The organism is Sulfitobacter sp. G21635-S1 (assembly GCF_027213915.1).
GTDB lineage: Bacteria > Pseudomonadota > Alphaproteobacteria > Rhodobacterales > Rhodobacteraceae > Sulfitobacter.
The window spans coordinates 52,995-70,059 of record NZ_JAPWGV010000008.1 but is presented as its reverse complement, the minus strand read 5'-3'; the positions used below and the strand labels follow the sequence as shown (position 1 = coordinate 70,059).

18 protein-coding genes are annotated in these 17,065 nt (G+C 62.1%); 9 read left to right on the top strand and 9 right to left on the bottom strand.

Annotated elements, in window-relative coordinates; translation table 11 throughout:
• Nucleotides 1-7 precede the first annotated feature (7 nt).
• Together O4H53_RS10095 and O4H53_RS10090 are read right to left on the bottom strand one after the other, a co-directional pair.
• On the bottom strand, nucleotides 8-1,195 hold the full coding sequence (locus O4H53_RS10095) for an aminotransferase class I/II-fold pyridoxal phosphate-dependent enzyme (protein ID WP_269363461.1): 1,188 nt from the start codon (nucleotides 1,193-1,195) through the stop codon (nucleotides 8-10).
• A 117-nt stretch (nucleotides 1,196-1,312) separates the two neighbouring features.
• Nucleotides 1,313-2,641 (bottom strand): amidase, encoded by a 1,329-nt coding sequence (locus tag O4H53_RS10090; protein ID WP_269363460.1) that lies wholly within the window; start codon nucleotides 2,639-2,641, stop codon nucleotides 1,313-1,315.
• Between the two features lie 79 nt (nucleotides 2,642-2,720).
• On the opposite strand from O4H53_RS10090, the gene O4H53_RS10085 reads away from it, so the two are divergent.
• Nucleotides 2,721-3,947 carry an FAD-dependent monooxygenase gene (locus O4H53_RS10085; protein ID WP_269363458.1) on the top strand — a complete coding sequence of 409 codons (1,227 nt, stop codon included), beginning with the start codon at nucleotides 2,721-2,723 and terminating at the stop codon, nucleotides 3,945-3,947.
• A 40-nt stretch (nucleotides 3,948-3,987) separates the two neighbouring features.
• Here the strand turns inward: O4H53_RS10085 and O4H53_RS10080 are convergent, their stop codons facing one another.
• The 5 genes from O4H53_RS10080 to O4H53_RS10060 form a co-directional block, all read right to left on the bottom strand.
• Complete coding sequence (locus O4H53_RS10080; protein ID WP_114276106.1) at nucleotides 3,988-4,170, bottom strand: Trm112 family protein; 183 nt, start codon at nucleotides 4,168-4,170, stop codon at nucleotides 3,988-3,990.
• Nucleotides 4,167-4,811, bottom strand: coding sequence for an LON peptidase substrate-binding domain-containing protein (locus O4H53_RS10075; RefSeq protein WP_269363457.1), 645 nt, complete (start codon nucleotides 4,809-4,811; stop codon nucleotides 4,167-4,169). The genes O4H53_RS10080 and O4H53_RS10075 overlap by 4 nt, the downstream gene beginning before the upstream one ends.
• A gap of 27 nt (nucleotides 4,812-4,838) precedes the next feature.
• Nucleotides 4,839-5,753, bottom strand: a complete 915-nt coding sequence (locus O4H53_RS10070; RefSeq protein ID WP_269363456.1) for a thioredoxin family protein — start codon at nucleotides 5,751-5,753, stop codon at nucleotides 4,839-4,841.
• Nucleotides 5,754-5,808: 55 nt separating this feature from the next.
• Complete coding sequence (locus O4H53_RS10065; protein ID WP_269363455.1) at nucleotides 5,809-6,597, bottom strand: exodeoxyribonuclease III; 789 nt, start codon at nucleotides 6,595-6,597, stop codon at nucleotides 5,809-5,811.
• 258 nt (nucleotides 6,598-6,855) lie between these two features.
• Nucleotides 6,856-7,542, bottom strand: coding sequence for a response regulator transcription factor (locus O4H53_RS10060; protein ID WP_269363454.1), 687 nt, complete (start codon nucleotides 7,540-7,542; stop codon nucleotides 6,856-6,858).
• 164 nt (nucleotides 7,543-7,706) lie between these two features.
• Here O4H53_RS10060 and ribA point away from each other — a divergent pair, with 164 nt between their 5' ends.
• Genes ribA through O4H53_RS10045 form a run of 3 tightly spaced genes read left to right on the top strand, consistent with a single transcriptional unit; the run spans nucleotide 7,707 to nucleotide 9,707 of the window.
• Entirely contained in the window at nucleotides 7,707-8,795 is a 1,089-nt protein-coding gene (gene ribA / locus O4H53_RS10055; RefSeq protein WP_269363453.1) for a GTP cyclohydrolase II, read from the top strand.
• 13 nt (nucleotides 8,796-8,808) lie between these two features.
• Nucleotides 8,809-9,213 carry a GFA family protein gene (locus O4H53_RS10050; RefSeq protein ID WP_269363452.1) on the top strand — a complete coding sequence of 135 codons (405 nt, stop codon included), beginning with the start codon at nucleotides 8,809-8,811 and terminating at the stop codon, nucleotides 9,211-9,213.
• The gene (locus tag O4H53_RS10045) at nucleotides 9,213-9,707 is read left to right on the top strand and encodes a L,D-transpeptidase family protein (protein ID WP_269363450.1); all 495 of its coding nucleotides are present in this window, start codon (nucleotides 9,213-9,215) and stop codon (nucleotides 9,705-9,707) included. Before O4H53_RS10050 ends, O4H53_RS10045 begins: the two co-directional genes overlap by 1 nt.
• A gap of 119 nt (nucleotides 9,708-9,826) precedes the next feature.
• Here O4H53_RS10045 and O4H53_RS10040 read toward each other — a convergent pair whose 3' ends face one another.
• Both O4H53_RS10040 and O4H53_RS10035 read right to left on the bottom strand, forming a co-directional pair.
• Nucleotides 9,827-10,480, bottom strand: coding sequence for a YggS family pyridoxal phosphate-dependent enzyme (locus tag O4H53_RS10040; protein WP_269363448.1), 654 nt, complete (start codon nucleotides 10,478-10,480; stop codon nucleotides 9,827-9,829).
• A gap of 103 nt (nucleotides 10,481-10,583) precedes the next feature.
• Nucleotides 10,584-11,483, bottom strand: coding sequence for a porin (locus tag O4H53_RS10035; protein WP_269363445.1), 900 nt, complete (start codon nucleotides 11,481-11,483; stop codon nucleotides 10,584-10,586).
• Between the two features lie 288 nt (nucleotides 11,484-11,771).
• Here O4H53_RS10035 and O4H53_RS10030 point away from each other — a divergent pair, with 288 nt between their 5' ends.
• The 5 genes from O4H53_RS10030 to O4H53_RS10010 all read left to right on the top strand — a co-directional run bounded on the left by O4H53_RS10030 (nucleotide 11,772) and on the right by O4H53_RS10010 (nucleotide 16,962).
• Nucleotides 11,772-12,260, top strand: coding sequence for a DUF3576 domain-containing protein (locus tag O4H53_RS10030; RefSeq protein ID WP_269363443.1), 489 nt, complete (start codon nucleotides 11,772-11,774; stop codon nucleotides 12,258-12,260).
• A gap of 86 nt (nucleotides 12,261-12,346) precedes the next feature.
• Nucleotides 12,347-14,893 carry a leucine--tRNA ligase gene (gene leuS / locus O4H53_RS10025; protein ID WP_269363441.1) on the top strand — a complete coding sequence of 849 codons (2,547 nt, stop codon included), beginning with the start codon at nucleotides 12,347-12,349 and terminating at the stop codon, nucleotides 14,891-14,893.
• Nucleotides 14,880-15,362: an LPS assembly lipoprotein LptE gene (gene lptE, locus O4H53_RS10020; RefSeq protein ID WP_269363439.1), complete on the top strand. Its 483-nt coding sequence runs from the start codon at nucleotides 14,880-14,882 to the stop codon at nucleotides 15,360-15,362. Before leuS ends, lptE begins: the two co-directional genes overlap by 14 nt.
• The gene (holA, locus tag O4H53_RS10015; RefSeq protein WP_269363437.1) at nucleotides 15,359-16,357 is read left to right on the top strand and encodes a DNA polymerase III subunit delta; all 999 of its coding nucleotides are present in this window, start codon (nucleotides 15,359-15,361) and stop codon (nucleotides 16,355-16,357) included. The genes lptE and holA overlap by 4 nt, the downstream gene beginning before the upstream one ends.
• A gap of 11 nt (nucleotides 16,358-16,368) precedes the next feature.
• Nucleotides 16,369-16,962, top strand: coding sequence for a glutathione S-transferase family protein (locus tag O4H53_RS10010; RefSeq protein WP_269363436.1), 594 nt, complete (start codon nucleotides 16,369-16,371; stop codon nucleotides 16,960-16,962).
• Nucleotides 16,963-17,065 lie beyond the last annotated feature (103 nt).

Sequence of the window (17,065 nt, the reverse complement as noted above, 5' to 3'; positions counted from 1 at the left end):
CTCGTTCTCAAGTCGGATAAAGGCAGTCGCGGATCAGTTCCAATCCGCGCGCCATTTCATCTTTGGGGGCCACCAGGGCGACCCGGATGTACTTTTTACCGGGGTTTTCCACCCCTTCCACGTCCTGCGCCAGATAACCGCCCGGCAGGACCTTCACGCCTGTCTCTTTCCACAGTTTCAGGGCTGCCTCCTCGTCATCCTCGACCGGAAGCCAGAGGAAGAAGCCCGCCTCGGGGCTGGCATAGCCGGGCACATTGCCCAGGATGCGGTCCGCGATATGGTATTTCTCAAGGTAGAGCGCCCGGTTCTCGACCACATGGGTCTCGTCGTCCCAGACCGCGGCGGCGGCGGCCTGCAGGGGCAGCGGCAGCGGTGCGCCCGCATAGTTGCGCAGCTGCTTGACCTCGCGAATTGTCTCGGGGCCGGATGCGACAAAGCCGGAGCGCAGGCCGGGCAGGTTCGACCGTTTCGACAACGAGTGAAAGATCACCACGCGGTTGCGGTCGGCGCCCAGTTCCTCGACCACCTGCATTGCGCCGACGGGTGGCGTGTCGCGGTAGATCTCCGAGTAGCATTCATCGGCGAAAATCTTGAAATCGTACTTCTCGGCCAGCTCGATCAGATTGGCCCAGTAATCCCGCGATGCGACTGCGCCCTGCGGGTTGGCAGGCGAACAAATGTAACAGGCCGTGGTCCGCTCCAGGATCGCGGGATCGACGCCGTGGAAATCGGGCAGTTGCCCGGTCTTTTCGGTGGCATTGACCATGATCGGGTCGGAATTGCCGGAAATCGCCCCGATCATATAGACTTGGTAGAAGGGGTTCGGCATCAGGATCGCGGGTTTCTGGCCCCCTTTGGTTTCGGGGCAGAGTGCGATCACCGCGTTGTACAGTCCCTCGCGGGTGCCGTTCAGCGCCATCACCTCGGTATCGGGGTCCATGTCCACGCCATAGCGGCGCTTGATCCAGCCGGCGATGGAGGCGCGCAACTGCGGCGAGCCATCGTTCGGGGGATAGCTGTTAAACCCTTCCGCCGCTTCGACAATCTTGTCCGTGACCCACGCCGGGAAAGCATGTTTCGGCTCACCGATTGTCATCTGGATCAAGGGCCCGCCGCCTTCGTGCACGTCCAAAAGGGCGCGCAGGCGCGGCCACGCATGGGCCGGAAGGTTCGAAAACCGCTCAGGATAAAACATTACAACTGCCTCGGATCGGGATCGTTATCGCCCCGTTTGTTTCAAAGTACCCAAGGTGCTGCCTGCCGTCCAGAAAAACCGGCGCAAGCACAGCATGTTGTGGTATTTAGGCCAATCTCAGACCAGCGCTTCGCTGACCGCCGCGCCAAGCCTCAGAAGCTGTTCTTCCATATATGGGGGGCACATCAGCATCAGACCACAAGAGGGAGTATGCGTTGGCAATGTGAGGGCACATAGCCCCATCAGGTTGCCAACGCGGGTGTTGCGCAGGGTCAAGAGATTTTCGGAAACATAATAGTCGTGATCTTCCTGCAGCTTCGCAAGCGAGGGCGGCAGCAGGGCGGCTGTGGGCAGCAGCACCGCGTCGAAACCCGCAACGGCGGCGTCATAGCCTGCGCGCAATGCATCCAGCTTTGCCCAGGCGGCCACATAATCCGGGCCGGAAAAACCTTTGCCAAGGCGGAACCGCTCCAGAATTTCGCTGAACATCGCGTCGGGGTTCGCTTCGATCACGTCGCGCCAGAGCCCGTAAGCCTCTGTCGTATATAGACAACCGCTAAGCGGCATGGCCTCTGCCACCTCGGGAATGTCGATTTCGGTGATCTCCGCTCCGGCTTTTTTCAGCCGGGCAATCGCCGCTTCAAAGGCCGCTTTCGGTGCCTCGCGGAGATCCTCCATGGCGGCGGTGCGCAGCACCGCGAAACGACGCCCTTCCAGCTCGCTGTGGCGCAGATCGGCGGGTTTTTCCCCTTCCAGCGCGGCAAGCAGCAGGCAGGCATCCTCGACCGAGCGGCACAGCGGACCAACCGTGTCGAATTTCAGGGCCAGCGGAACCACACCTTCGAGGCTGAGCCGGCCCGAGGTTGTCTTGAGGCCCACCAGATCGTTCCAGGCCGCGGGAACCCGGACCGATCCGCCGGTGTCGGAGCCGATGGCGGCGGCGGCCAGCCCGAAGGCCACCGAAGCCGCAGCGCCCGAAGAGGATCCGCCGGAGACGGCATCTTCGTCGTTGACGCAGGGCGGCGTGGCGGTGCTGGGGTTATGGCCCAGGCCCGAAAAGGCCAGTTCGCTCATATGGGTCTTGCCCAGGCAGACCAGCCCCGCCGCAGTCGCATTGGCGAGAACGACCGCATCGCGGTCGGGCACCCGCCCCTGCAGCAACTTCGAGCCCGCCTCGGTCTCGGTGCCTGCGGTGTCGAAGAGGTCTTTCCAGGAGATCGGCACCCCGTCGAGGGGGGACAACCGCTGTCCCGCTTTGGCGCGGACGGCGGCGGCGCGGGCCTCGGCCAGCGCACGGTCGGCGGTGACGCGGGCATAGATGCGGTCCCGCAGGGGATGCGCTGCGATGGCGTCCAGATAGGTCTGGCACAGGGCCACCGGATCAATCTCATTTGCCCCGATGCCGCGCCCCAGATCCGCGGCGGTCATGGTCAGCCAGTCTTGCATGTTTGGTCCCCTGTTTTTGCCGACGGTAGCGACCATAGCGCACATGGACAATCCCCGAGCAGCCGCCATATCAAGGGGCATGGAATTCGATACCGACATTGCCATCATCGGTGGCGGCCTGAACGGCCCGGTCCTGGCGCTGGCGCTTGCCAGTTCGGGGCTGCAGGTGACATTGATCGACACGCTTGAGGTCAAGATCCGCAGGAATGCGGGATTTGACGGGCGGTCTTATGCGCTGGCGCTGTCCTCTGCCCGGATGCTGGAGGCGCTTGGCCTCTGGCAGGGGATTGCGGATCGGGCCCAGCCCATGCTGGAGATCAAGGTGACGGATGGGCGCGCGGGTGAAGCGCCGTCACCGATGTTCATGCATTTCGACCATGCCGAGATCGAGGAAGGCCCGATGGGCTATATGGTGGAGGACCGGCATCTGCGGCGGCATCTGCTGGATGCCGTCAAGGGTGACAAACGCATCTGCCAGATGAATGGCGAAACCGTAATTGGCCAGAGAGCGGAGGCCACCGGGATCACGTTGACGCTGGCCAGCGGCGGCACGCTGCGGGCGCGTCTGGCGGTGGGGGCCGATGGCCGGGGCACCGGCACCGGGCGGCGTGCCGGGATCGGGCGGGTTGAATGGGCCTATGGCCAGACCGCGCTGGTTTGCGCGCTTGACCATACCGCACCGCATAACGGCATCGCGCATCAGCTGTTCATGCCCTCCGGGCCGCTGGCCATCCTGCCGCTGAGCGGCAACAGATCCTCCATCGTCTGGAGCGAGACGGCAGAGACCGCCAAGGCGATCAACGCGCTGTCCGATGCGGGGTATCTGGAGGTGTTGCGGCCCCGGATCGGCGATTTTCTGGGAGAGATCGGCCTGGCCGGGGCGCGCTATACCTATCCGCTGAGCCTGTCGCTGGCGCAGAACATGGTGGCGCCGCGCGTCGCGCTGGTGGGCGATGCGGCCCATGGGGTGCATCCGATTGCCGGACAGGGGCTGAACGCGGGTCTGCGGGATGTCGCGGCATTGGCAGAGGTGATTGCCGACGCCCGGCGGCGCGGCGAGGACCCGGGTTCGGACGCGGCGCTGGCGCGCTATCAGGAATGGCGCCGTTTTGACAATACGACGCTTGCGCTGGCGACCGACAGTTTCAACCGGCTGTTTTCAAACGACAACCCGGTGATCCGCATGGCGCGCGACATCGGGATGGCCGCCGTGAACGCATTGCCCGGCCTGCGGCGCGGTTTCATCCGCGAGGCTGCCGGCCTGACCGGAGAATTGCCACGGTTGATGCAGGGCAAGGCGCTGTAATCTGGGCGCTGTAAATCGGGTGTTTTGATCTGAAGGCGGGTCAGCTCAGCTTGCGGGCTTCGTCGATCAGCATGATCGGGATGCCGTTGCGGATCGGATAGGCCAGACCGGCGGCTCTTGAGATCAGTTCCTGATTTTCCGCATCATATTCCAGCGTTGTCTGGTTGCGCGGACAGATCAGGGCATCCAGCATGCGGCGGTCAAATGTCGGGGTGTCGGTCATTGCATCAATCCTTCGTCATGGCCACCGCGCATGGCGTATTCGATCAGGGTCACCAGGGTCTCGCGCCGGGTCTGGAGCGACGGCGCCTCTAGCAGGGCCTGTTTATCCTCTGCGTCGAAGTCGAGCATCATCGAAAGCGAATTGATCAGCAATTCATCCTCCGCCTCTTTCAGCGTGTTCCAGTCGGCTGAGAGGCCGCGGGTTTCAAAGTAGCGGCCCAGCAGTTCCATGAGGGGTTTGCGGCTGAAGTTTGTATCCTGTTCTTCCCCGCCCAGGTCGCGTTCAAAGCCATCCCATTTCACGTCGCATCTGCGGTAGGGGCAGAAACCCTCGACCTCGCGCAGGATGCGGAAGCGGGAGACGCCGCTGAGCGTGATCATATAGCGGCCATCCTCGGTTTCGGAGAACTGGGTGATCCGCCCGGCGCAACCGATGCTGTGCAGACCGGGCCCATCGCGACCCGGCACCAGATTGGGCTGGATCATCCCGATCAGCCGACCATCGGTTTTCAACGCGTCCGCAACCATCTGCAGATAGCGCGGCTCGAAGATGTGCAGGGGCAGCCGCGAACGGGGGAGAAGCAAGGCCCCGGCCAGTGGAAAGACCGCAATGGTATCTGGCAGCTCTGTTTGCTTTTTCATGGCCTAGCACTTAGCGCGCGGGCAAGATCAGGCAAATATCATCGAGCTCAGTTTGCGGCGGCCGTTCAGGACCACCGGATCATTGGGTTTCAGCGCGTCGAAGATGGTGAACAGCTGGGTTTTCGCGGCACCGTCGTTCCATTCGCGGTCGCGGCGGAACAGATCGAGAAGCTGGCTGACCGCCTGTTCGGCGTCGCCCTTGGCATAGAGCGCCTGGGCCAGGTCGAACCTTGCCTGATGGTTGTCGGGTTCCGCTTCCACTGTTGCGGTCAGTTCGGCAACCGGCCCTGCGTTTTGCGCCTGCCGCGCAAGTTCGAGCTGGGCAAAAGCGGCCTCCAGTTCCGGGGCTTTGGAAATCTCGATCGGGGCACCGTTCAGCAGCGCCTCTGCCTGGTCCAGTTCCCCCATGGCGATATGGGCACGGACCATGCCGCCATAGGCACCGGCATGTTGCGGATCTTCGCCCAGGATGGCGGCAAAGGTCTGTGCCGCATCTGTTGCCGCGCCTTCGGCCAGCATCTCTTCTGCCGCTTCCACCGCTTCGGCCAGGGCATCGCCCGGTGCGGCACCACCGGCGGCCTTGATCACCTTGTCGACAAAGGCCTTTACCTCGGATTCCGGCAGGGCGCCCTGGAAACCGTCGATCGGCTGGCCCTTGAAAAAGGCATAGACGGTCGGGATCGACTGGATCTGCAGCTGCCCCGCAATCATCTGCGCCTCGTCCACGTTGACCTTGGCCATCTTCACCGCGCCTTTCGCGGCGGTCACCGCAGCCTCAAGCTGGGGGCCCAATGTCTTGCAGGGGCCGCACCAGGGGGCCCAGAAATCCACGATCACCGGGGTTGTCTGCGAGGCCTCGACCACGTCGGTCATGAAGGTCGCTTCGCTGACATCCTTGATCAGGTCGGCACCGGGGGCATTGGCGGTCAGGTTCAGTTCCATGGTCTTGTCCTCGCGTGGCAGTATTTGACCTTATATGAGCGCTTGGGCGCGCGAATCAAAGGTCAAAGGTGGCAAAAACCGGGGCATGGTCGCTGGGCTGCTCCCATCCCCGAACGGCGCGCTGGATGTGGCTGGAATGGGCGGCGTTGGAAATATCCGGTGTGGCCCAGACATGATCGAGGCGGCGGCCCTTGTCTGCTGCATCCCAATCGGGGGAGCGGTAGGACCACCAGCTGTAGAGATTACCCTGCGGAATGTCCTGGCGGGTGATGTCCACCCAGCCGCCCGCATCCTGGGTGGCGCCCAGGGCCTCGACCTCGACCGGGGTGTGGCTGACCACCTTCAGGAGTTTCTTGTGATCCCATACGTCATCCTCGCGGGGGGCAATGTTCAGGTCGCCCACGAGAATGGCCTTTTGCGGCTTTTCGCCATGAAACCAGTCCCGCATTTCCGCGAGGTAATCCAGTTTCTGGCCGAATTTCTCGTTGATGGTCCGGTCGGGTTTGTCACCGCCGGCGGGCACATAGAAGTTGTGAATGGTCGTGCCGTTTTCCAGCCGCGCGGCAACGTGGCGGGCATGGCCCAGGGCGGCGAAATCCCGGTCCCCGGCATCTTGCAGCGGCAATTTGGACAGGATGGCAACGCCGTTGTAACCCTTTTGCCCGCGCGCGACCATGTGGGTATAGCCTGCCTGTATGAAGGCCTCTGTCGGGATCTGGTCGACCGGGCTTTTGCATTCCTGCAGACACAGGACGTCCGGCCCGTGCTCGGCCAGCATCTTCAGGACAAGGCCCTCTCTCAGACGAACCGAATTGATGTTCCAGGTGGCAAGGGTGAATGGCATGGGGTTCTCCGTCAGTGACCAGGGGCAGGTTAACCGCTTGGCCGGGGGAGCGCCACCGGATCAAGGCCCCCGGGCGGACATATTCGCCTGCGGTGTTTGATCGCAAAAAAATGGCCGGGCACGGAGCCCGGCCAAGTCCAACAGGGAGGTATGTGCCAATACCCGGGCACAAACTTCGGGGTTCAAACCGAGGGGCGGGTCATGAAAACCCCGCCTCTCGCAAGGGGTAACCGCAAAATCCCGATTTGGTTCCGGCGGTCAGCTCATTAATCTGTACCCGCCGGATTCGGTAACAAGAAGGCGCGCATTTGACGGATCTGGTTCAATTTTCTGGCGCAGGCGGTAAATATGGGTTTCCAGCGTGTGGGTGGTCACGTCGGCATTATAGCCCCAGACCTCGTGCAGCAGGACGTCCCGCGGGACAACGCCATCGTTCGAGCGGTAGAGAAACTTCAGGATGTTGGTTTCCTTTTCCGTCAGGCGGACCTTTTTGTCGTCTTCGGTCACCAGCATCTTCATCGCCGGTCGGAAGGTATACGGGCCAAGCTGGAACACCGCATCTTCGGATTGTTCGTGCTGGCGCAGCTGCGCGCGGATGCGGGCCAGCAGGACCGGAAACTTGAAGGGTTTCGCGACATAATCGTTGGCACCGGCATCCAGACCCAGGATGGTATCTGCATCGCCATCGTGCCCGGTCAGCATCATGATCGGGCTTTTCACCCCCTGTTTGCGCATCAGCCGGCAGAGTTCGCGGCCATCCGTATCGGGCAGGCCGACGTCGAGGATGACCAGATCGTAGATCGCCTCCCTCGCACGGGCCATGGCATCGGCGCCGTTGCCTGCTTCGAAGACGTCAAAGTCTTCGGTCATGATCAACTGTTCACTCAGCGCCTCGCGCAGGTCCTCGTCATCGTCGACGAGAAGGATTTTCTTGAGCTGGGCCATTTCTAACCTCCACACTATTTTGTTACAGGTGTGCCTTGCACACGAGTTCGGCAAGGTTTGGGATGCAGGCTTCACGGCCTCGTGTGGCAGAGCGCCGCAATGTTTCAATTCCGGGCCATGTGGCATAGTTAAGTTTCAATCGCCTTACGGAGTTGTAACACAATATGGCCCTGGCCCCTGACATTATCGAGCAACTGGCCCGCGCGCGGGCGGATTTACGCATGGGTATCCCGATTGTTCTGCAAGGTGCAGAGCCTGTTCTGGTACTGGCGGCAGAAACCCTGACCGCGCAGCGGCTGGCCGATGTGCTGGCACTGGGGGGAGAGCCGGTTCTTGCGATTACCGCGCGCCGGGCCCAGACCCTCAAGGCGCGGGCCTATGACGGGGACCTGGCGCGTGTGCTTCTGCCGGAAGACGCCACACCGGTCTGGGTGCAAAATCTGGCTGATCCCGCTGACGATCTGCGCGCACCGATGAAGGGCCCGCTGCAATGCGCGCGGGGCGGTGATGTGGCCGCCCATCGCGCCGCACTGCAATTGTGCAAGACGGCGCGCCTTCTGCCCGCTGCCCTGGTCCTGCCGCTGCCCGATGCCAGGGCGTTTGCCGCACGGCATTCCCTGACGGCGCTTGAGCTTGCCGCGGTGACGCCCGCGCTGGCCGAACGCAGCCCCTTGCATCCTGTCGTCAATGCGCGCCTGCCGATGGAAGTGTCAGAGGCGGGCCGGTTGCATATCTTTCGCCCCGAGGATGGCGGCGAGGAGCATTATGCCATCGAGATCGGACGCCCCGACCGGACCAAACCGGTTCTCGCGCGGTTGCATTCCGCCTGTTTCACCGGTGACCTGATGGGCAGTCTGAAATGCGACTGCGGCCCGCAGCTGCGTGCTGCGCTGGCGCAGATGGGGGCCGAAGGGACGGGGATATTGCTCTATCTCAATCAGGAAGGACGCGGCATCGGGCTGGCCAACAAGATGCGGGCCTATTCCCTGCAGGATCAGGGGTTTGACACTGTCGAGGCGAATCACCGGCTGGGGTTCGAGGACGACGAGCGCGATTTTCGGCTGGGGGCGGATATTCTGAGGTCCATGGGCTTTTCCGCGGTGCGATTGCTGACCAACAACCCCCGCAAGGTCGAAATGATGGAAGCCTCGGGCATCGACGTGGCCGAACGGGTGCCGCTGAAGGTTGGCGAAAACCGCCATAACGCTGGTTATCTGGCGACCAAGGCTGCAAAGTCCGGGCATCTTCTTTAGGGAAAGGACAGCCATGAAAGGCCGATGCTATTGCGGGGCGCTGCACTACGAGGTGACAGCCGTTCCGGTGTGGAAGCTGCAATGCCATTGCAGGGAATGTCAGTATATCTCGGGCGGGGGGCCGAATTTCGCGATGGCAGTGCCGCTTGAGGGTTTTGCCTTTACCAAGGGAACACCCGCCGAATTCATCCGCGACGACCTTGAAGGCGCGCGCACACGGCAGTTCTGCGGCACCTGCGGGACGCATATCCTGACGCGGATTCCGGGCCGGGATTATCTGGTGCTCAAGGCGGGGACCTTGGACAATCCGGCGGCAGACTTTGGTGATGCGGAATTTGCGATCTTCATGAAAGACGCGCAGCCCTTCCATGTGGTGGCCGAAGGCAAGCTCTGTTTCGACGATCTGCCTCCGCGCTGATGATCCGCGATGACATGGTCCTGACCCCTGTTGGCCTGCGGTTTCACGGGCGGCTTTACCCCTGCAGCATCGGCAAGGGTGGTGTGACCGAACACAAGCGCGAGGGCGATGGCGCTACCCCAAAAGGGACCCACCGTATTGTCGGGATGCTGTATCGGCCCGACAGGTTGTCCTGCCCGGTGAACTGGGCGGTGCCGATCGGGCCGCGGGACCTGTGGTCAGACGATCCGGCGGCCAAGGATTACAACAGGATGGTGCGTGCGCCCTACCCGCACAGCCACGAGGTGCTGCGCCGCGCGGATCCGCTCTATGATCTGGTGATCCTGACCAGCTGGAACTGGCCCGATGCGGTTGCGGGGCGCGGTTCTGCCATCTTTATCCACCAGTGGCGCAGGCCCGGTTATCCGACGGAGGGCTGTATCGGCCTGCGGCGGGCCGATCTGCATGCCATTGCCCCGATGATCCGGCAGCATGCACGGTTGATCGTGACCTAGATCGTCATGCGAAAAACCTGAATCCCGTAACGCTGCCTGAAATCAGAGATTTCAACGCGTTACGTGATGCATGATGCTTCAAGTATTTCGTCAGACGCTATAGAGCCAGGTTTCGGGCCTTATCCCGGCACTCTTTCTCCGAAGATGGCCGAGCCGACGCGGACATGGGTGGCACCCAGGGCCACGGCGCGTTCGAAATCGCTGCTCATGCCCATGGAAAGCCCCTGCAAGCCGTTGCGCGCCGCGATCTTTGCCAGCAGCGCGAAATGCAGCGATGGTTCTTCATCCACCGGGGGGATGCACATCAGACCCCGCACCGGCAGATCGAGATCCCGGCATTCCCTGACAAAGGCATCTGCATCGCCGGGCAGGACGCCTGCCTTTTGCGGCTCTTCGCCGGTGTTCACCTGGATGAACAGATCGGGGCATTTCCCCTCTTCCTGGGCCAGCCGTGCCAGGGTCTTGGCCAGTTTCGGCCGGTCCAGGGAATGGATGGCGTCAAACAGGTTGATTGCCTGCCGTGCCTTGTTGGATTGCAGGGGCCCGATCAGGTGCAGGTCGACGCCGGGAAAATCAGCGCGGAAACCGGGCCATTTGCCCGCCGCCTCCTGCACCTTGTTTTCACCGAAACAGCGGTGGCCCTGTTCAAGCACATGGCGCACCCGCGCGTCCGGCTGCACCTTGCTGACGGCGATCAGGGTGACGGAACCGGCTTTGCGCCCGGCATCCGCTTCTGCCCTGGTCAATCTGGTGGTGATATCTGTCAGACCCATGATGTTCCCCTTGCTGCCTTGAGGCGCACAGAACAACACGGGGGCAGAAATGAAAAGGGGCAGACCCGAAGGCCTGCCCCAAACTCACGTGTATGAGCTCAACTTAGAAGTTGAAGCGCACACCGAAGTCAACGATGGTCACGTCGGCGTTGTTGTTGGAGATACCGCCGCGCAGCGATGTGCCGCCACCCATGTCGTGGTTGAAGTCAACACCGTAGGATGTTTGGGCGAAGTAGTCAGCATCTGCAACGTAGGCTTCGATGTTTGTGGCTGCGCCAACATCAAAGCGACCTGCCAGAACCCAGTGGTCGCCAGCAACGCCGTTGTCGGCGAAGGCCAGTGTCACGTCGGCCGGGCCGAAGGAACCGCCAACAGTGGCTGTCCACTCAGTGTCACCAACGAAGTCGGAGTCCTGAGCACCCAGAGCGAATGTCCAGCCGTTCCATGTGTATGCGATGTGACCCGCGATACGCTCGTTGTTTGCACCGGCAGGGTTGGTTGCGGACACGTGGACCGCCAGATCACCAGCAGAGTACAGAACTTCGATACCGTTGGAGCCCGAGCTACCCAGGCCTTGGCCGTTCTGGTAAGCATCGCCACGGAAGTTGTAGGCAACGTAGTCATAGGAGTGACCGGTCAAACCCAGGTCGATGGGGTACTGACCAGGCATGAACTCCAGCGCGCCGTAGATGTTACCAACACCAACTTCGAAGCCGCCGGAACGGGCGAAGAAGCGTGCGCCGTTGAAGCCCGGCAGAGTGCCGACAGCCGCATCACGCTCTTCGGATTCGAAGTGAATTGTACCACCGAAGACGACGCCAGCGTCGGATTCAGCAGTTGCATTCACGATCAAACGCAAACGGCTTGTGATGTTTGTTGTGTCTGTAACGCCGTTGTCGGTGTACAGAAGACCAAAGCGGCCGTAACCACCAAATGTAACGTCTGCTGCTGCAACGCCGGCGGTCGCGACCAGGGCTGTTGTAGCGAAGAGAACTTTTTTCATGAGTTTTCCCTCGGTTTGAATTCATATGCCCAGACCGGGGAATCCGGAAAGGGTATGAAGGGTGTTTGCACCCAACCCCCCCCTCCTTGCAAGAAGCCTGAAACGCTCCGGGGCAATGTCGCTGCCAATGGTGCAGCTTTGCCACAGTTTTATCTCTGCCCCTCCCTTTTCAGGGGTGTCCAAGAGCACAAAGCCCATATTCAACAGGGGAATCGCTGCAGACATATGCCTTGCCGATGGTGCAGCACTTGGATAGACCATTGTCCAAACAGGCAAAGGAAAGCTGAAATGGCGTACAGGACCGTTTGCAAAGGCGCAGTGGCACTTCTTATTGTTGCGAGTCTCGGCGCTTGTGGCCTGGGGCGGGAAGCGACACCGCGTGCCGCGACCTATAGCAACACCAACAACCCCAACGTGATCGAGACCGATCCGGACAATACGATCTGGTCGATCTTCAACCGCAAGAACACCGGCACGAATGTTTCGGTGAACAAATACCTCTGGTCAGCTTCGCTTGAGGTTCTCAATTTCCTGCCTGTTCAATCCATCGACCCGTTCACAGGCGTGATCGTGACAGGCTATGGCACACCGCCGGGCGGCGGCTCTGCCTATCGCGCGACGGTTCTGATCGACGATCCGGCGCTTGATGCGCGGTCGCTGAACCTGGCGCTGCAAACCCAGGGCGGACGCACCGTGAACACTGCCACCACCCGCGCGGTGGAGGACGCCATTCTGTCCCGCGCCCGTGAGATGCGACTCGCCGACAACAAATTCTGATCCCGAACACAATCCACGACTTCTTATGCGCCGGGCCCAGTGACATGAACGGCCCGGCGCAATCCGTTTGAACGAAGGCACAGGCCATGATCCGCTATACCCCCGCTGAAATCGAAGCCCGCTGGCAATCTGCCTGGGAAAAGGATGGCATTTTCCGCGCCGTCCGCGATGTCTCCAGGCCCAAGTATTATGTGCTGGAGATGTTCCCCTACCCCTCGGGCCGCATCCACATGGGACATGTGCGCAACTACACGATGGGCGACGTGATCGCGCGCTACAAGATCGCCACCGGGCATAACGTGCTGCACCCGATGGGCTGGGACGCCTTCGGGATGCCTGCGGAAAACGCCGCCATGGCCATCGGCGGCCATCCCAAGGACTGGACCTACGGCAACATCGACGACATGCGCGGCCAGATGAAGCCGCTGGGCCTGTCGATCGACTGGTCCCGTGAATTCGCCACCTGCGACCCGGAATACTATGGTCAGCAGCAGGCGCTGTTCCTCGATTTCCTCGATGCGGGCCTTGTCTATCGCAAGAACGCCGTGGTGAACTGGGACCCGGTCGACATGACCGTGCTGGCCAACGAACAGGTCGAGGCGGGGCGCGGCTGGCGCTCTGGTGCTCTGGTGGAACGGCGCGAACTGACGCAATGGTTCTTCAAGATCTCGGATCATTCGGAAGAACTTCTGGAGGCGCTCGACGGGTTGGACAACTGGCCCGCCAAGGTCAAGCTGATGCAGGCCAACTGGATCGGCAAATCGCGTGGGCTGCAATTCGCCTTCTCCACCATTGACGCGCCGGACGGCTATGACCGGATCGAGGTCTATACCACGCGCCCCGATACGCTGATGGGCGCCTCCTTTGTCGGCATCTCGCCCGATCACCCGCTTGCCAAGGCGCTGGAGCGGGACAATGCCGATGTCGCGGCCTTCTGCGCAGAGTGCCGAAAGGGCGGCACAACCGAGGAAGCCATCGAAACCGCCGAGAAGCTGGGCCTGGATACCGGTATCCGGGTGCGCCACCCGTTTGACACGGCGCATGACCTGCCGGTCTATATCGCGAACTTCATCCTTATGGATTACGGCACCGGGGCCATTTTCGGCTGCCCGGCCCATGACCAGCGCGATTTTGAATTTGCGACCAAATACGAGCTGCCGATCATTTCGACCTTTCTGCCGTCAGAGGAAGCGCCCGAAGACCTCGAAGAGGCCTTTGTGCCCGCCAAGGACGAAAAGGTCTTTTACAACCGCGGATTCGCGGGGGAGCAGTGGCAAACCGGCAACGAAGCCATCGACGCCGCGATTCGCTTTTGCGAGGACAATGGCGTGGGCCACGGCGTGACCAAGTTCCGCCTGCGCGACTGGGGCCTCAGCCGCCAGCGGTATTGGGGCTGCCCGATCCCGGTGGTGCATTGCAACAGCTGCGGCGTGGTCCCGGAAAAGAAAGAGAACCTGCCGATCGAGCTGCCCTATGATGTGGATTTTGACACGCCCGGCAACCCGCTGGACCGGCACCCGACCTGGCGCGACTGTGCCTGCCCGTCCTGTGGCGCGGCGGCGAGGCGCGAAACCGACACGATGGACACATTTGTCGATTCCTCCTGGTATTTCGCCCGTTTCACCGCGCCCCACGCCGAAACGCCGACAAACATGGAAGATGCCAAGTACTGGATGAACGTGGACCAGTATATCGGCGGCATCGAACATGCGATCCTGCACCTGCTCTATTCACGTTTCTTTGCCCGCGCGATGCAGATCACCGGACACCTGCCGGAAAGCGCCATCGAACCCTTTGACGCGCTGTTCACCCAAGGCATGGTGACACATGAGATCTATCAGACCCGCGACGACAGGGGCCGTCCTGTCTATCACCTGCCCGAGGATGTCACCGACGGCAGGCTCGCGGATGGCACCGAGGTCGAGATCATACCCTCGGCCAAGATGTCGAAGTCCAAGAAGAACGTGGTGGACCCGCTGCACATCATCTCGAACTATGGCGCGGATACGGCCCGCTGGTTCGTGCTGAGCGATTCCCCTCCCGAGCGGGACGTGGAATGGACAGCCTCGGGTGCCGAAGCGGCGTTCAAGCACCTGTCGCGGGTCTGGAACATCAGCGACCGGATCGCGGCGATGGATGCCGATGCCGGGGGAGAGGGTGACGAGGATCTGTTGCGCGCCATGCACAAGACCATCCATGACGTGACCATGGGTGTCGAAAGTTTCGGCTTCAATGCGGCGATTGCGAAACTCTACGCCTTCACGGCAACCTTGCAGAAATCCAAGGCGGGCCAGAGCGCCCAGCGCGCAGCGATCATGACGCTGGCGCAGCTGATGGCCCCGATGACCCCGCATCTGGCCGAGGACATCTGGGCCAGGCAGAACGGCGAAGGCCTGATTGCCACCGCCCCCTGGCCGAAGGCTGACGCGGCAATGCTGGTTGACGATACCGTCACCCTGCCGATCCAGATCAATGGAAAACGGCGTGCGGAAATACAGGTGCCCGCCGATATGCCGAAAGAAGAGGTTGAAAAGATCGCGCTGGCCCATGAAGCTGTGATCAGAACCCTGGATGGGGCCACCCCGAAGAAGGTCATCGTTGTGCCCGGACGGATCGTGAATGTCGTTGCTTGACCGCCGTACCGTTTTGCTTGCCCCGCTGGCGCTGGCCGCCTGCGGGTTCGAGCCGGTCTATGGACCCGGCGGCAGCGGCAGCGCCTTGCGCAACCGCGTGCTGGTGGATGAGCCGGATGACCGCAACGGCTATCTGCTGACCCGAGAGATCGAGGAACGGCTGGGCCGTACCAGCGCCGCAAGCTTTGGCCTGGCGGTCAAGATTGCCACGACCGAAGAGGGGCTGGCGATCGATTCGGCGGGCAACATCACCCGGTTCAACCTGCTGGGTGCGGTGGATTTCGCCCTGCGGGATCTGACCACAGGCCAGATCGTGACCTCCGGCACCGTCGAGAATTTCACCGGCTATTCCGCCACCGGCACAACCGTTGCAACGCTGGCCAGCGCGCAGGATGCACAAGAACGCCTGATGCGCATCCTGGCCGAGCAGATCATCGCAAGGCTTTACGCCGCGCAGATCCCCGCATGAAACTGTCCCCGCGCGAGGCCAACAGCTATTTCGCCAAGCCGGACGCGGGCAAGACCGGCCTGCTGATCTTTGGCAGCGATGCGATGCGCGTCGCGCTGAAACGGCAGGAATTCCTGAAATCCCTGCTGGGTCCCGATGCGGAAGAGGAAATGCGCCTGACGCGAATCCCTGCAGCCGAGCTGCGCCGCGATCCCGCGATGTTGCTGGATGCGATCAAGGCGGTGGGGTTCTTTCCCGGACCGCGTGCGGCCTTTGTCGAGGACGCGAACGACAATATCGCCAAGCCGCTGCTGGATGCGCTGGGAGACTGGCAGCCCGGCGATGCGCAGATTGTCGTGTCCGGGGGCGACCTGAAGAAGACCTCGAAGGTGCGCAAAGCCTTTGAGAGCCATCCGAATGCCTATGCGGTGGCGATCTATGACACCCCGCCAGACCGGGCGGAGATCGAGCGGTTGCTGGCAGAGGCCGGGCTGCGCCCCGAACCCGATGCCATGGGTGCGCTGAGCGAACTGGCCCGCACGCTTGATCCCGGCGATTTCCGGCAGACCCTGGAGAAGCTGTCGCTTTACAAGCTGAATGACCCAACCGCCCTGACCGGGCAGGATGTTGCCGCCTGCGCGCCGACGTCGACCGAGGCGGATGTGGATGACATCCTGCATGTGGTGGCCGAGGCCCGCGCGGGCGACATCGGGCCGGTGATGAGCAAGTTGCAGGGACAGGGCGTGAACCCGGTGACGCTGACCATCATGGCGATCCGCCATTTCCGCACGCTTTACCGCATTGCGGCATCCCCCGGCGCGCCCGTCTATGGGGTGCGCGACCGGGACCGCGCCATGCGGCAGGCCAAGGCCTGGGGTGCGGCAAAGCTGGAAACCGCGCTGACGGTTCTGACCGATACCGACCTGACCCTGCGGTCGGCAGCGCAGACCGCGCCGGCGCTGGCACTGGTCGAACGCGCCTTTATCCGCCTCGCGATGCTGGGCGCTCAACGCTGAAAGGAACAACGATGTACAAGGTGATTGGTGCGACCAGATCCCGCGCTTTCCGGGTGATGTGGATGCTGGAGGAACTGGGCGAAGATTACCAACAGGTGGATGCCGGGCCGCGGTCCGAAGAAGCGTTGAAATACAATCCGCTGGGCAAGATCCCGGCCTTTGTCGACGGCGATGAGATCCTGACCGATTCCGTGGCGATCATGACCTACCTCGGCGACAAACATGGCAAGCTGACGGCCACGGCAGGCACCCCTGCCCGGGCCCGGCAGGATGCAATGACCTTCTGGCTGGTCGATGAATTCGACGCGATTCTCTGGGCGGCCGCCAAACACAGTTTCGTTTTTCCCGAAGACCGCCGGGTGCCCGAGATCAAGGACAGCCTGAAGGCGGAGCTGTTGCGCTCGGCCGATGTGCTGGCGGAGCGGCTGGAAGGGCCGTTCCTGATGGGGGACCAGATGACCCATGCGGATATCCTGGCCTGTCACTGCGTGAACTGGTCGATCGGTGCGAAGTTTCCGCGTCTGAATGACAAGCTCGGCGCCTGGGCCGCCCGGATGCGGGACCGGCCCGCGTTCAAGGCCGCGCAGGAAAAGGGTGCGGGGTAAGATCTGGCGTTTCGGATGCGGAAGGCTTCGGCCCCTCAAGGTGCAGTCACGCTTTCGGCATTCACACAGACGGCAGTCACACCTGCAAATGAAGACATGTCAA

What these genes read in the sequence shown, in the direction of transcription:
- O4H53_RS10095 (WP_269363461.1), bottom strand. Translation starts at nt 1,195, where the DNA reads ATGTTTTATCCTGAGCGGTTTTCGAACCTTCCGGCCCATGCGTGGCCG.
- O4H53_RS10090 (WP_269363460.1), bottom strand. Translation starts at nt 2,641, where the DNA reads ATGCAAGACTGGCTGACCATGACCGCCGCGGATCTGGGGCGCGGCATC.
- O4H53_RS10085 (WP_269363458.1), top strand. Translation starts at nt 2,721, where the DNA reads ATGGAATTCGATACCGACATTGCCATCATCGGTGGCGGCCTGAACGGC.
- O4H53_RS10080 (WP_114276106.1), bottom strand. Translation starts at nt 4,170, where the DNA reads ATGACCGACACCCCGACATTTGACCGCCGCATGCTGGATGCCCTGATC.
- O4H53_RS10075 (WP_269363457.1), bottom strand. Translation starts at nt 4,811, where the DNA reads ATGAAAAAGCAAACAGAGCTGCCAGATACCATTGCGGTCTTTCCACTG.
- O4H53_RS10070 (WP_269363456.1), bottom strand. Translation starts at nt 5,753, where the DNA reads ATGGAACTGAACCTGACCGCCAATGCCCCCGGTGCCGACCTGATCAAG.
- O4H53_RS10065 (WP_269363455.1), bottom strand. Translation starts at nt 6,597, where the DNA reads ATGCCATTCACCCTTGCCACCTGGAACATCAATTCGGTTCGTCTGAGA.
- O4H53_RS10060 (WP_269363454.1), bottom strand. Translation starts at nt 7,542, where the DNA reads ATGGCCCAGCTCAAGAAAATCCTTCTCGTCGACGATGACGAGGACCTG.
- ribA (WP_269363453.1), top strand. Translation starts at nt 7,707, where the DNA reads ATGGCCCTGGCCCCTGACATTATCGAGCAACTGGCCCGCGCGCGGGCG.
- O4H53_RS10050 (WP_269363452.1), top strand. Translation starts at nt 8,809, where the DNA reads ATGAAAGGCCGATGCTATTGCGGGGCGCTGCACTACGAGGTGACAGCC.
- O4H53_RS10045 (WP_269363450.1), top strand. Translation starts at nt 9,213, where the DNA reads ATGATCCGCGATGACATGGTCCTGACCCCTGTTGGCCTGCGGTTTCAC.
- O4H53_RS10040 (WP_269363448.1), bottom strand. Translation starts at nt 10,480, where the DNA reads ATGGGTCTGACAGATATCACCACCAGATTGACCAGGGCAGAAGCGGAT.
- O4H53_RS10035 (WP_269363445.1), bottom strand. Translation starts at nt 11,483, where the DNA reads ATGAAAAAAGTTCTCTTCGCTACAACAGCCCTGGTCGCGACCGCCGGC.
- O4H53_RS10030 (WP_269363443.1), top strand. Translation starts at nt 11,772, where the DNA reads ATGGCGTACAGGACCGTTTGCAAAGGCGCAGTGGCACTTCTTATTGTT.
- leuS (WP_269363441.1), top strand. Translation starts at nt 12,347, where the DNA reads ATGATCCGCTATACCCCCGCTGAAATCGAAGCCCGCTGGCAATCTGCC.
- lptE (WP_269363439.1), top strand. Translation starts at nt 14,880, where the DNA reads ATGTCGTTGCTTGACCGCCGTACCGTTTTGCTTGCCCCGCTGGCGCTG.
- holA (WP_269363437.1), top strand. Translation starts at nt 15,359, where the DNA reads ATGAAACTGTCCCCGCGCGAGGCCAACAGCTATTTCGCCAAGCCGGAC.
- O4H53_RS10010 (WP_269363436.1), top strand. Translation starts at nt 16,369, where the DNA reads ATGTACAAGGTGATTGGTGCGACCAGATCCCGCGCTTTCCGGGTGATG.